Raw genomic sequence first — 13,284 nt, forward strand, 5'->3', positions numbered from 1 at the left:
ACCTCCGGAGCAGCTTCATCCTGACGCTCCTTTCTTCTGGATCCGGCGAAACAGGAACATTGCCCACAGAAGACCTGCATATCCGGTCAATACCATAAGAGAAACATTCCCCAGGGTGAGCGACCAGGTGTAGGTCTCGAAAACATTAGTCGGCAGCATGGCGGAGATAAAGACCAGCGGCAGCAGCACGGTAGAGGTGCTTCGCTGATCCTTGAAGTTACACAAATTCTGCAGCAGGACAGCTGCTAAATAATAGGTGGTATAAACAGTGGTGTAGACCGAAATGACCCACAGGACGATAAACAGTGCATCCAGCCGTTCCAGAAACCCTTCGCCAACGGCTGCGGAGCGGGCGGATTCCAGTGTCGGGTAGATCAGCAGCTTGGTCTCTTCCGAGCCGAACAATCCTACCGAAGCTATGACGATCAGCAGATAGAGGAGGCCGGCAACGGCAATGGCGAGTGCGCCTGCACGTACTGCCTGTTTCGGTTTTTGCATATACGGAATCAGCAGGATGATCACAAAAGAGCTCTGAAACAAATAGCTGGCTTCCCGGGCGCCTCTCCAAAACGATACTGAGGGCATCGTCAGCACTGGCTGCAGATTCAGCCAATCGATATTCCGCATGGAAATCAGCGTGATCAGAACAGTCGGGCCGATAATCAGCGGCAGATAGAAGAAATGAATATACGAAAACTTGATAATACTCCTTCTGGCCGACAGCTGGCAGATCAGCAGCATAAGGAAGATCGTGGCTTCAATTGGCGTTTTCTTGTACAGCACGGTGGTAGCTACATCTCCGAACTGGCGCACGGTAAGACCGGAGAGCAGGGTGAAGATCAGAAAAATCAGCAAAGTGAATACGAATGCGAGCGGGCGCCCGAGTAAACGCCGGCTGAAGACAAACAGCGGCTCCCGGGGAAAGCGCCGGCACAGTGAAGCCAGCAACCAGAAGCTGATGAAAGAAATAACGATGCCGCAGAAGGCAACAAAGGGAGCGCTGCTGCCTCCGGCAACAGCCATATACCGGGGAAAGCTTAGAATCCCTACACCGATAATTGTGCTACTGATCACGGCTGCCGCCCGCAGCGTTGTGATCTGCCTTGGAGTGTTCATCCGCTTCACCTCCCTGCTGTAGAATCTGGTCTGCATAGGCTCCTGGAATGGAAGCAGGAAGTCTGGAGCTGTCCTGAATATGCAGAAAGCTGGGACGGCGGCGCATCCACCATAAAGGCACCCTCACGAGCGTGTCCTTCCAGTCGCGCCATTTACCGGGAATAAACGGGGACATATAAGGCACACCGAAGGATTCCAGGAACAACAGATGGTTGATGATCAGGATCGTGCCGATCATGCCCCCGTACATGCCGAACATCCCGGCAAGAATAATTAGCGGAAACCTCAGCATCCGCAGCGCTATCGCGGCGTTGTAGGCCGGAGTAGCGAAGGATCCGATGGTTGTGAGTGCAACTATGACGACAGTGATCGGACTGGCCAGCCCGGCAGCAACTGCAGCTTGGCCGATGACGAGTACACCCACTATGGACAAGGCTCCGCCGATCATCTGCGGCAGGCGGATGGTCGCTTCCCGCAGCACCTCCATCGACACCTCCATAATCAGGACCTCAATCACCGCCGGGAAGGGAACGCCCGCCCGGCCGCCTGAGATTGCGACGGCGAAATCGGTAGGCATCAGCTCCGGATTGAAGGAAATCACGGAGACATATATGGCTGGGAAGAACAGGGAGAACGATAATGCGACCAGCCGGATCAGCCGGATCAGGCTGCCCATAATAAACCGCTCGGTGTAGTCATCGACAGTCTGGAAAAACTGGTTGAACAGGGCGGGGACCACAAGGGCAAACGGTGAGCCGTCAACAAGTATCGCCACCCGCCCTTCAAGAAGCGCAGCCACCGTTTTGTCTGGCCGCTCCGTACTTTGTACCTGAGGGAAGGGGGAGAGGGGCTGGTCTTCAATAAACTGCTCGATATATCCGGCATCAATAATACTGTCTGTCTCAATAATTGAGATTCTGCGCATGGCTTCGGCTACAAGATGCGGATCGGCTACGCTGTCTAAGTAGCATAGGGCCACCCGTGACTGGGTCCGGGTCCCGAGCGGGCTGATCTCGATGCGGAAATCCGTACTCTGCAGCCGGTAGCGCAGAAGTGCTAGGTTGTTTTCCAGCTTTTCCACATAGCCTTCCCGCGGTCCGCGGATCACCTGCTCTGTTTGCGGCTGCTCTACACCGCGCATGTCAATCTGCCGCATATCAAGCAGGAGGGCCTCATTCACTCCCTCAATCAGCAGGACCAGCTCACCCTTAACGATGGCGGGCGGCAGGGAAGAGATGAACTGCTCCGTAGTTCCCTGTGTTACTTGAACGGCCGTATTCCAGATATAATGAACCATATCCGCGAGGTTATCCGTAAAGTCGGGATGCCCGGAAGGCCGGGCCATCAGCGGCTTCAGGATATGCTCCTGAATTTGCTCCTGGCTGACCAGCGAGGAGAAGAAGACCATCGAGGCCTGATATTTTCCGAATAGCAGGAAATCACGGACCACCAGGTCGCCGCTTTGCCCCAGTAGGGCCAGCAAAGACTCCAGATTGTCTGTCAGGCTATGGCTTAGGCTGTCAGAGCCGGGAGCGGACGGGGGGCAGGACTGCTGCTTTTGCACATATGAAGCATATTTTTCTTTCCAGGCTTCCAGATCGGCCGCCTCCTTAGACTGACAGTTTAGAAGATCACTATAAAGTGTTGCTTGGAACGGCTTTTTTTATGTAAATAGATTATGGAACCCGCAAAGAGAAAGCGTTCATTTCTCCTTCCCGCGGTTGCTCAATACCCGGTTGCCCGGTAAACTAAAGAAAGAAACATGTGTATGCTTCCGAAGCTAGTTTTGTTGCGAAGCGTTTCCTCAGAAGCATATGTCAACAAAACTTTTAGGAGTTATGATAGAGATGAAGATGCAAGCACCTACTATGGAACAGGCGCAGGCTGAACTGCAAAAATATTACGGTTATCCCGATTTCCGGGATGGCCAGAAAAAAATCGTGCAGCATTTGCTGGAAGGCGGCGATACGCTGGGGATCATGCCGACCGGCGGAGGCAAATCGATCTGCTACCAGGTTCCGGCGCTGCTGATGCCGGGGCTGACGCTGGTCATTTCACCGCTGATTTCACTGATGAAGGATCAGGTGGACGCCCTTACAACGGCGGGTATCCCGGCTGCCTATATCAACAGCACCCTGAGCGGCAAAGAAGTGAATGAACGGATCCGCGCCGCGCGCCGGGGCGAGCTGAAGCTGCTGTATGTTGCGCCGGAGCGGCTGGAGCTGGACTGGTTCCGCCTGGAAATGGCAGGCTTGTCCATTTCCTGCGTCGCCGTAGATGAAGCGCACTGCGTCTCGCAGTGGGGGCATGATTTCCGTACCAGCTATCTTGCGGTATCGCCGTTTGTGGAAGAACTGCCGCAGCGGCCGATTCTCGCGGCCTTTACGGCAACTGCTACGCCGGAGGTCATGGAGGATATGGTCCGGCTGCTGCGTCTTCGCCAGCCCGGCGTGTTCATGACCGGGCTGGGCCGGGACAATCTGGCGATGTCGGTGCTGCGCGGAGAGAACAAACGCGAGTTTGTGCTCGATTATACCGCCAGTCACTCCCACCAGCCGGGCATTGTGTATGCTGCAACCCGCAAGGAGGTCGACGATCTGTACCAGAGGCTGCAGGCCTCAGGAATCGCAGCCGGACGCTATCATGCCGGAATGAGCGACCAGGAGCGGGCGGACAGCCAGGAGAAGTTCCTTTATGATGATATCCGGGTCATGGTGGCGACCAATGCCTTCGGGATGGGGATCGACAAATCCAACGTACGTTATGTCATCCACTACAATATGCCGAAGAATATGGAGGCATATGTCCAGGAGGCCGGACGTGCCGGCCGGGACGGGGAACCGAGTGAATGTATTCTGCTGTTCAGCGCACAGGACATTATGACACAGAAGTTCCTGATCGAGCAGAATCCTCAGGATCCTGAACGCAAAGCCAATGAATACCGCAAGCTTCAGCAGATGATTGATTACTGCTACACCACCCGCTGTCTGCGCAGTGCGCAGCTGGAGTATTTTGGGGAAGACAATGAGGACAAGCTCTGCGGAATCTGCAGCTCCTGCACGGATGAACGCGAGCTGGTGGATATGACAGTGGATGCGCAGAAGATTTTCTCCTGCATCCACCGGATGCGGGAACGGTATGGCGTGGCGCTGGTTGCTTCCGTGCTGAAGGGTTCACGTAACCAGAAGGTGCTGCAGTACGGCTTCGAGAAGCTGCCGACTCATGGTGCGATGTCCAGCCGGACGGAGAAAGAGATTACCGAGAGCATCAATGTGCTGATCTCGGAAGGTTATCTGGCGCTGTCGGAAGGCCAGTATCCGGTCGTGCGGCTGCAGCCGCTGGCCGCCGAGGTGCTTCGCGGCCAGCGTGAGGTGATGCAGCGTGTCGCCCGTCCGCTGCTTACCGGAGGTTCCGGCTCAGGACGGAGCCGCAGCCGGAGCTACGATCTTTCGCCGTCTGCGGTCAACGAGACGGTGTTCGAGCAGCTGCGCCTGATCCGCCGCGAGCTGGCGGGGCGCGAGCATGTGCCGTCCTATATTATTTTTAACGACGCTACTCTGCGTGAGATGAGTGTGGTTTGTCCGCAGACCGAAGCGGAAATGCTGAGGGTTAAAGGTGTCGGTGAAGTGAAATACCGGAAATACGGCAAGCCGTTTCTGGAGTTTTTTCAAAATGAAATGTAAAGAAGGTAATAAGGCATGAGAATCGTCCTGGCTACATTAAATGCCAAGTATATCCATACTTCACTCGCAATCCGTCTGCTTAAGGCATACAGTGAGCATGAGTTTCCGGATATTCTGCTGGCAGAATACACTATCAAAGATCCCGTGATGAATATCGTGTCTGACCTCTTTCAGAAGAAGCCGGATGTTATCGGCTTTTCCTGTTATATATGGAACATAGAGGAGACGATCAAGCTGGTCGGTATCCTCAAACAGGTGCTGCCCGAGGTGGCGATTGTACTAGGAGGCCCGGAGGTTTCGTACGAACCTCTCTATTGGATGAAGCGTGAAGCAGGTGTTGATTTTGTCGTGAACGGGGACGGGGAGGAGACCTTTCACCATCTGCTGCAGGAGCTGCGGGATGACCGCAAGTTCCATTTTGTCTACGGGGCTGCCTACCGCAAAGGCGAGGAGCTGATTGTCAATCCGCCGCGTCCCAAGAGCGATCTTAACACCCTGCCGACACCGCACCGGTTTGCAGAGGATCTGCCGGATCTCAGCAAGCGGATCGTTTATTTTGAGACCAGCCGGGGCTGTCCGTTCAATTGCCAGTTCTGCCTATCGAGCATCGAGGTGGGCGTGCGTTACTACGATATTGAACGGGTAAAGTCCGATCTGCTCTATCTGATTAATAACGGGGCGAAGGTCATTAAGTTCCTGGACCGCACCTTCAACATCAACCGCAGCTATGCGATGGAAATGTTCCAGTTTCTGATCGACAACCATCAGGGCTGTGTGTTCCAGTTCGAGATTACGGCAGACATCATGCGTCCTGAGGTGCTGGATTTTCTGGCCGAGAATGCACCTCCGGGCATCTTCCGGTTCGAGATTGGTGTACAGTCAACCAATGATGAGACCAATGAGCTGGTCAAACGCCGCCAGAATTTCGCGAAGCTGTCCCGTACAGTGATGAAAATCAAAGCCAGCGGCAACATCGACCAGCATCTCGATCTTATCGCCGGACTGCCGCAGGAGGATTACGCCACCTTCCGTAAAACCTTCAACGACGTCTTCGCAATGGAGCCGGAGGAGCTACAGCTCGGGTTCCTCAAAATGCTGCGTGGAACCGGTCTGCGTGCCCAGGCAGCCAAATATGACTATACGTACATGGAGCATGCGCCTTATGAGATTCTCAGCAGCCATGTCATGCCTTTCTCAGATATTATCCGGCTGAAGCGGCTGGAGGATGTGCTGGAGAGATACTGGAATAGCCACCGGCTTGATCATACGGTAAAGTATCTGATCCGTCATGTATTTGAATCGCCGTTTGATTTCTTCCAGGCGTTTGGCGATTACTGGGAGGAGCGGGGCTGGCAAAAAATCGGCCACCAGCTGGAGGACCTGTTTACACGGCTGCATGCGTTCCTGACGGACAGCGGTACACCTTCCATGGATATTATCACCGGGCTGATGAAGCTGGATTATTTCCTGGGCCACAAGTACAAGCCGCGCAAAATCTGGTGGGACCATGCAATGGACAAAGCGGACTGGGCGCGTCATATGAAGGAGATAGCCGCTCATCCGGAGCGGGTATCCGCAGCGTTGGCCGAAGCGGGGTTCAACGAGCGGGAGCTGCAGAAGTTCACCGTGCTGGAAGTGCTGCCGTTTCATCTGGAAACGGTACTGGATTCGATCAGCGGATTGCGTGCGGATGCGGCTGAATCGGTTGACGTGAAGGAAGCTGTTGTAGCAGCCGAAGCTGATGCGTCTGCTCTAGAACTTATGGCTGAATCCGCAGGGAACTCCGGCTCACCGGGTAACAGCATGGCAGCAGTTGCTGCAGCAGGCAGAGGGACATCTGCAGCCGTCGCTGAGGCCCTGCCGGAAGCAGGAGGAAGCACTCTGCTCATCGTGCTGTACCAGCAGGATGAGAGCCAGCGCGCGCAGTATTACACCCTGCCGTTAAATTAAAATCTGTTGCACTCTACACAATGGGAAAAAGCACGATGAGCTGCTTAGACAACGATTGTTTTGCGGGATGAGACACAATAATGGGATTTCATCCCTCTAAATTCCTCTGGCGGAACGATGATGAGGATGAGAGGGGATTTCTCCCGTTAGTGTTTCCCCGATAGCTCAAAATCAGTGTTTTACGGGGTATTAGCTGGAGATTTTCCGCCTTAATTGCCATTTCAGGCGAAAATGGAAGGTTTAGGTGGAGATTTTCCCGCTAGCGCGTCCGTCATGAACGCTGGGAATATATAATTGCGAGAAGCAAGGAGAGGTGCGGCGGTGGGAGAGGCCGGACGGATTTCACTGGTTTTGTATGAAGAGAGCTTCAAGGAGCAGCTTATGGCGTTTCAGCTTCCCCCGGAGCAGGCGGAATTTACCGCATTGCCGTCAGAGACATTGGACGCTGCGTTAAGTGATCCTGACAAACTTGCAGTAGTCATTACGGAGGACGGTCAAGCCGCGGGATTTTTCATCCTGCATACCGGTAAGCGTATCGCCGAGTTCTACAAGGATTACCAGGGGGCAGTGCTGGTACGGGCATTCCTTGTGGATTATGCCAGCCAGGGGCGGGGGATCGCCAAGACTGCCATGGCTTTACTGCCAGCCTTTGTCCGTACCTATCTTCCGGCAGTTTATGAAATCGTGCTGACCGTCAACGAGCGGAATCTTCCTGCGGGTCATCTCTACCTGGGAGCCGGATTTCGTGATCACGGACTGCGCCGAACCGGGAGCAAAGGGCCGCAGAAGGTTCTGCAGTATGAGCTTGACCTGCCGCAAGACAACCCGGATGAGGAGCTCCTGCTCCGGGGGCGCCTGACCGGTATTTTCTCCCGGAGCCGGCTGCTGATGGACGTCTTTCGCAAGGCTCAGTTCATGGAGCCGTACCCGTATTACATCGGAGCGGGCTGTCTGGTGCAGACCGTATGGAATGAGCTTACCGGCCGGGCTCCGGATTACGGCATCGGGGATATCGATCTCATCTATTTTGATCCGGATGATCTGAGCTTTGCAGCAGAGGATCATCTCATTGCTAAGGGGCGGGAGTGCTTTTTCGGGACTGCTATCCCGGTGGATATTAAGAATCAGGCCCGCGTCCATCTCTGGTATGAGGATAGGTTCGGAGTCAGGCTTCAGCCTTATCCCAGTCTGGAGGCTGCCATCGACAGCTGGCCGACAACGGTGACTGCGCTCGGGGCCAGGCTGGACGGGAACGGAGAGTGGCACATCTACGCCCCGTTTGGCCTGAAGGATTTGTTCAGTCTGACCTTAAGACCGAATAAGGTGCTGATTAGTGAAGAGATTTACCGAAGCAAGACAATCAAATGGCAAAAGAAATGGCCGGAGCTGCAGGTCATGCCCTGGGAAGACTAGCTCCCTGCCTGTTATTTCCGGGCAATCGCCAGCATATGCGGACTCATTCCCAGCAAGCTCTCTTGTTCTTCAACAAGGGAGCTTATTTGCATTAGTGCTTCCCGGCTGCCGGGGTCGTTCCACTTTTCACTGAATGCCGGCACGATCCAGACTGGTCCTTCGACATCAGCTGTAGACAGATGAGTGAGACCGGCATCGGTCAATTCGCTTTTTAATTCCGAGGGCAGATGAAAGAAAGCTCTTGAGATGAAATGCGGATATTCCTCAGGTCGGATATGCTGTCCTTCGGTAAGTTCCCGTCTGACCATCCCGAAGAATACCGAATCATCGATGAATTCATTCTTCGCGCCAAAAACGGACAGACCCCATAACGTGGAGCTGAATCTGAAGATCCCGGCAGCAATCAGGATTCCGCCTGGTTTGAGCACTCTTGCAGCTTCGCGGATCGCGGCAATCCGCTCCTCCCTGGCCGTCAGATGATAGAGCGGCCCCATGAGCAGCACAAGGTCGGCGCTCTCATCCGGCCGAAGCAGCTGACGGGCATCCGCCAACTCGATGCTGTGGAGTGGGAAGGTATTCTCCTTTTGTTGCAGATTTCTGGCATATTCTACGGCAGCGGGAGACAGCTCCAGCAGATGGACCTCATGACCCAGCTCTGCCAGCCATCGGGATTAGACACCGGTGCCGCCTCCGACATCATAGATAACTTGTTTGTTCCCGCTCAGGTATCTGGAGATGATGACTTTGCTGCGTTCCCATTCGATGACACCTATACCCCGCGTGAGGCGGTCCTTTTCGGTTCCGGCATTGTAATATTCGAGGATTTGCTCGAGATCCTGTTCCGTACCCCTGTTCCCTGAGTAACTCATTTCCACATTCCTCCTTATTTTGGATGGATTGTACAGCCGGGCTGAGCAGATGTCTATAACATTTCTCAGGCATACCGCCTTGGATGAAGCTTTGCTACGCTCAGCCCAAAAAGACAGGACATTCCGTGAACAACGGATGCCCTGTCTTTTGTAAATAATCTATATGTTTGAGTTGTCTTTAGTTTGCAGCCGGCTGTAGCAGCAGGGACTCGGCCGGAAGATGGCGGACCAGCCAATCCAGCACATCGGCAGTGACCTCATCGTGGTTGACTTCGTTCAGCATTTCATGCCGGCCTTCCGGGTAAAGACGGTACTCTACCTCGCTTAGCCCGTGGTCCTTATATATAGCAGCCAGGCGCAGCACACCTTGCCCGTTCATGCCTACAGGATCTTTGGCTCCTGAGAATAGAAATACCGGCTTATCTTTGCATAACGTAAGCAGCGTTTCCCGGGAATGAATATCGCGCAGCAGCCGGAAGAAATCACGGAAGAAGCGGGTGGTACAGATCGCCCCGCAGAACGGATCGGCAATGAACCGGTCCACCTCTTGTGGATCACTGCTCAGCCAGTCGAACGCAGTCCGGATCGGAGTGAAGTTGCGGTTATAGGGACCGAATACCATGCCGTTAATCAGTACACTGCGGTGGTGTGCCCCTTGCAGTCTGAGCTGCATTGCCGCCAGAGATTCAGCGGCCCGAAGCATGCTGCGGGGCCCGTTGGTGCCGCTGAGAATGAAACCGGAGTACACTCCGCTGCCTGGCTCGCACATCAGCTTCTGGGCCAGAAAGGAGCCCATGCTGTGAGCGAGCAGGAAGAGCGGCAAGCCTTCCTGCCGGGATTGCACAATGCCTGCAAGCTGCAGCATATCGCGCCGCATCCAGTAGAAGCCGTTCTCGCCGGTATCGCCAAGCAGATTCACCTTGCCTGCCGTTTTGCCATGGCCGCGGTGATCGTTGGCATAGACCGCATACCCGGCCGCCGTCAGTGCCGAGGCAAAGCGGGCATAACGTGCAGCCGTCTCACACATGCCGTGGGCAATCTGCACTACACCCCTGACCGGAGCCTCCGGTTCAGGCAGCCATTCATAGACATGGATATTGACACCGAGAGGATCGGTCATTGTAAAACTGTTTTCCCTCATCGCCTGTCCTCCTGAAAGTAACCTAGTTTTGTGAGCAACGCCGTACAAAACCAACTGCTGCTATAGTCTATTCACGGAAGGGCTTGCTTTATGGCAAATAAGAACGGAGCACCGTGGAGTGGCCTTCGATGCCATAGGCTCCAAGGGTAGACGGCAGCAGGTAGCATTCTCCTGCAGCATAAGGCTGGGAGCCGCCTTCCCATGTCAGATGTCCGCTGCCTTCGCAGATGACCAGGATAGTGAAGCTGTCCGGGGTGGTGGACAGGTTCCACTCACCGTTTACAACCCCTTTTTCAACGATGAAATAAGGGGAGGAGGCGATTTGCAGCCATTCTCCTGGAACTGCACTATCTGTCTTCATCGAAGTGGCCCCAGCCCCTTCATAAGCGGTAACGTTGAGCGAATCTTCGATATGCAGCTCGCGCGGCTTGCCGTCAAGACCGGGACGGTCGTAGTCATAAATCCGGTATGTAGTATCCGAATTCTGCTGGATTTCCGCTACAACGACTCCGGCGCAGAGCGCATGGACCGTGCCGGCGGGAATGTAGAATGCGTCGCCTGCAGAGACTGTGATTTCCTGCATGCTGTCCATCACTGTACCGTTCTCCAGCGCGGCACGCAGGCTTTCGCGGGTGACGTTTTCTTTCAGGCCGTAGATGATTTTGGCATCAGGCTTAGCGTCCAGCACATACCACATTTCTGTTTTGCCGAGTTCACCCTTAGGCAATCCTTCATAATCATCTGTAGGATGCACCTGTACGGACAGATTGTCGTTGCAGTCCAGCAGCTTAATCAGCAGCGGGAACCGTCCGCCAGCTTCGGAGATGCCTTTGCTTCCGAACCATTCCTGTCCGAACTGCTCACGGATCTGGTCGAGGCCTTGTCCGGCCAATTCGCCGTTCACAACGGAAGAGACGCCGTTCGGATGATCGGCGATCATCCATCCTTCGCCAATATGGCCCTCCGGCAGGTTAAGGCCGAATTTCTCCAAGGCCCGGCCGCCCCACACACGTTCTTTGAACTCCGGTTGAAACTTAAGTGGATATGGTTTTGTCATCACAGTATCTTCCTCTCCGTTTTTGATAATGCTGTTTCTCTAATTACTGCGGGTAGACTCGAAGAACTCCAGCTTTTCACCGTCCGGCCCGTCAAAAAAGAAATAACGGCTGCCGTTCAACAGTGTGCTGATTTCTGTCAGGCCAGGAAACTTCAGCGCGGCAATGCGGCTATGCTCGGCTTCAAATTCCGGTACCTTCATTCAGATATCAGCTCCCTTTTTTCTTTTCTACAGCAACAACATACGGGGCGGAGGCCCGCTGCAGCTGGCGGTATATAATGCTCTGCGCCTGCGGCTGGGCGAGCCCTGCCGCCCAGGATTCGACGGCGGCGGCTTCGCGGTCGCCGCCTTCATGGCCGGGATAGAGCACGGCTGTGATAATGCCGCCCGGGCGCAGCAGCGCCAGGGCGGCATCCAGCGCGGCCAGCGTGCTCTCCGTCTCGGTGATGATGGTCTTATCGGCATCGCCCGTGGGCAGATAGCCGAGATTGAACATCACCGCCGAGACCGTTCCTCGCCATTCCGGCGGAACGGCTTCTGCCATCGCTGCATGGCTGCGATGAAGCAGCGTCACGGGAGACAGCGCAGCCGGCGCTTCCTCCCGGGCCAGCCGCAGGCGCTCTTCCGCAAGCTTCAGCGCCGCAGGCTGAATGTCGAAGCCATACACTCCGCCGCGCGGCCCGGCCGCCTTGGCGAGAACGAGCGTATCCGCACCGGTGCCCACGGTTGCGTCGATGGCTCTGCCGCCGGAAGCGAGCCGTTCGGCGGTTAATTTATGAGCAAAGCTAAGGACAGACATGAAGCCCATTAGCTCTTCCTCCAGTACTTACCCTGCCAGCTGTCGCGTGCAACCAGTTCCTGGTCGATAGCGTTCAGCACTTCCCACTTTTTCAGGCTCCACAAGGGTCCAATCAGCGACTCGCGCGGCGCATCCCCGGTCAGGCGGTGAACGATCATCTCCGGAGGCAGAATTTCCAGTGAATCCACGATGAGCTTCACGTATTCGTCCTGCTCCAGGAAGCGTAACAGGCCGGCTTCGTATTGCTTGACCATCGGCGTTTTGCGCATGAGATGAAGCAGATGTATCTTGATTCCCTGCACATCCATGCCTGCAACCGCCGAGACGGTTTCCAGCATCATTTCATGGGTTTCCTGCGGAAGCCCATGGATGATGTGGGTGCAGACTCGGATGCCATGGGCACGCAGCTTTTCGACAGCTTCAATATAACATTGGGTATCATGTGCCCGGTTGATCAGCTCCGAGGTGGAGTTATGGATCGTCTGCAGGCCCATTTCTATCCAGAGATACGTACGCTGGTTAAGCTCAGCGAGATACTCGATGACATCATCCGGCAGGCAGTCGGGGCGTGTCGCAATGGACAAGCCGACTACACCGGGCTGTTGCAGGATAACCTCATAATATTCTCTCAGCTCTTCAACCGGAGCATACGTATTAGTGTAAGCCTGGAAGTAGCCGATGTATTTGGCGTTCGGCCATTTGAGATGCTGGCGGTCGCGCACATGATTGAACTGTGTGACCAGATCATCCCGGCGGCTGCCGGCGAAATCACCGGAGCCTCTGGCGCTGCAGAAGGTGCAGCCTCCTTTGGCGATCGAGCCGTCACGGTTCGGACAGGTAAAGCCCGCATCGAGCATAACTTTGAAGACTTTCGTGTCCATGTGCTCGCGCATTTCGTAGTTCCACGTATGGAAACGTTTATCTCCCCACAGCAGTGGAGAGGGGGTCTGTAAAAGGCTCACAGGTGAAGCTCCTTTCGTACATATAAGAACATTTATTTTGAGGGCCGAAGGATGTTGGTTTCAGCCGGCATAATCCTTATATTTTCACTGAGAAAGGCGGATTTCCGTTAAGGGACATACGGCCATTTCTTTCTAACCCGTCTATTGTATCAAAATTCAGCGTATAGCGTAACATTACCGCCTGGAAAATAGGTGAAAAATAGGCTGCTTATTTACCAAGTTTACCTTGTTAATGCTTACACGATATGTTATATTTAAATTGTAAAAAAGCTGATGCACCAACTAAAATTTCTT

12 protein-coding genes are annotated in these 13,284 nt (G+C 54.5%); 3 read left to right on the top strand and 9 right to left on the bottom strand.

What is annotated here, in order from left to right; translation table 11 throughout:
• Positions 1 to 15: 15 nt before the first annotated feature.
• On the bottom strand, positions 16 to 1,116 hold the full coding sequence (locus JRJ22_RS05550) for a GerAB/ArcD/ProY family transporter (protein ID WP_206103592.1): 1,101 nt from the start codon (positions 1,114 to 1,116) through the stop codon (positions 16 to 18).
• On the bottom strand, positions 1,064 to 2,680 hold the full coding sequence (locus JRJ22_RS05555; RefSeq protein WP_232381036.1) for a spore germination protein: 1,617 nt from the start codon (positions 2,678 to 2,680) through the stop codon (positions 1,064 to 1,066). Before JRJ22_RS05555 ends, JRJ22_RS05550 begins: the two co-directional genes overlap by 53 nt.
• A gap of 283 nt (positions 2,681 to 2,963) precedes the next feature.
• Here JRJ22_RS05555 and recQ point away from each other — a divergent pair, with 283 nt between their 5' ends.
• From recQ to JRJ22_RS29145, 3 genes are all read left to right on the top strand, one after another.
• Complete coding sequence (gene recQ / locus JRJ22_RS05560; RefSeq protein WP_206103593.1) at positions 2,964 to 4,799, top strand: DNA helicase RecQ; 1,836 nt, start codon at positions 2,964 to 2,966, stop codon at positions 4,797 to 4,799.
• Between the two features lie 15 nt (positions 4,800 to 4,814).
• Complete coding sequence (locus JRJ22_RS05565) at positions 4,815 to 6,749, top strand: B12-binding domain-containing radical SAM protein (protein WP_206103594.1); 1,935 nt, start codon at positions 4,815 to 4,817, stop codon at positions 6,747 to 6,749.
• Between the two features lie 321 nt (positions 6,750 to 7,070).
• Complete coding sequence (locus JRJ22_RS29145) at positions 7,071 to 8,162, top strand: nucleotidyltransferase family protein (protein WP_232381037.1); 1,092 nt, start codon at positions 7,071 to 7,073, stop codon at positions 8,160 to 8,162.
• A gap of 11 nt (positions 8,163 to 8,173) precedes the next feature.
• On the opposite strand, the gene JRJ22_RS05580 is transcribed toward JRJ22_RS29145, so the two are convergent.
• The 7 genes from JRJ22_RS05580 to JRJ22_RS05605 form a co-directional block, all read right to left on the bottom strand.
• The gene (locus JRJ22_RS05580) at positions 8,174 to 8,824 is read right to left on the bottom strand and encodes a class I SAM-dependent methyltransferase (protein WP_332461390.1); all 651 of its coding nucleotides are present in this window, start codon (positions 8,822 to 8,824) and stop codon (positions 8,174 to 8,176) included.
• 9 nt (positions 8,825 to 8,833) lie between these two features.
• The gene (locus JRJ22_RS29150) at positions 8,834 to 9,031 is read right to left on the bottom strand and encodes a hypothetical protein (RefSeq protein WP_232381038.1); all 198 of its coding nucleotides are present in this window, start codon (positions 9,029 to 9,031) and stop codon (positions 8,834 to 8,836) included.
• 178 nt (positions 9,032 to 9,209) lie between these two features.
• Positions 9,210 to 10,172 carry an alpha/beta fold hydrolase gene (locus tag JRJ22_RS05585; RefSeq protein WP_206103595.1) on the bottom strand — a complete coding sequence of 321 codons (963 nt, stop codon included), beginning with the start codon at positions 10,170 to 10,172 and terminating at the stop codon, positions 9,210 to 9,212.
• 88 nt (positions 10,173 to 10,260) lie between these two features.
• Positions 10,261 to 11,229: a type I phosphomannose isomerase catalytic subunit gene (locus JRJ22_RS05590; RefSeq protein ID WP_206103596.1), complete on the bottom strand. Its 969-nt coding sequence runs from the start codon at positions 11,227 to 11,229 to the stop codon at positions 10,261 to 10,263.
• Between the two features lie 39 nt (positions 11,230 to 11,268).
• Positions 11,269 to 11,430 carry a VOC family protein gene (locus JRJ22_RS29655; RefSeq protein ID WP_408637866.1) on the bottom strand — a complete coding sequence of 54 codons (162 nt, stop codon included), beginning with the start codon at positions 11,428 to 11,430 and terminating at the stop codon, positions 11,269 to 11,271.
• A gap of 7 nt (positions 11,431 to 11,437) precedes the next feature.
• On the bottom strand, positions 11,438 to 12,037 hold the full coding sequence (locus tag JRJ22_RS05600; RefSeq protein WP_206103597.1) for a tRNA 5-(aminomethyl)-2-thiouridylate-methyltransferase MnmM: 600 nt from the start codon (positions 12,035 to 12,037) through the stop codon (positions 11,438 to 11,440).
• Entirely contained in the window at positions 12,037 to 12,990 is a 954-nt protein-coding gene (locus JRJ22_RS05605; RefSeq protein WP_206103598.1) for a tRNA modification radical SAM protein MnmL/YtqA, read from the bottom strand. The genes JRJ22_RS05600 and JRJ22_RS05605 overlap by 1 nt, the downstream gene beginning before the upstream one ends.
• Positions 12,991 to 13,284: the final 294 nt, after the last annotated feature.

The sequence above is a fragment of the Paenibacillus tianjinensis genome, assembly GCF_017086365.1.
Taxonomy (GTDB): Bacteria; Bacillota; Bacilli; order Paenibacillales; family Paenibacillaceae; genus Paenibacillus_AQ; species Paenibacillus_AQ tianjinensis.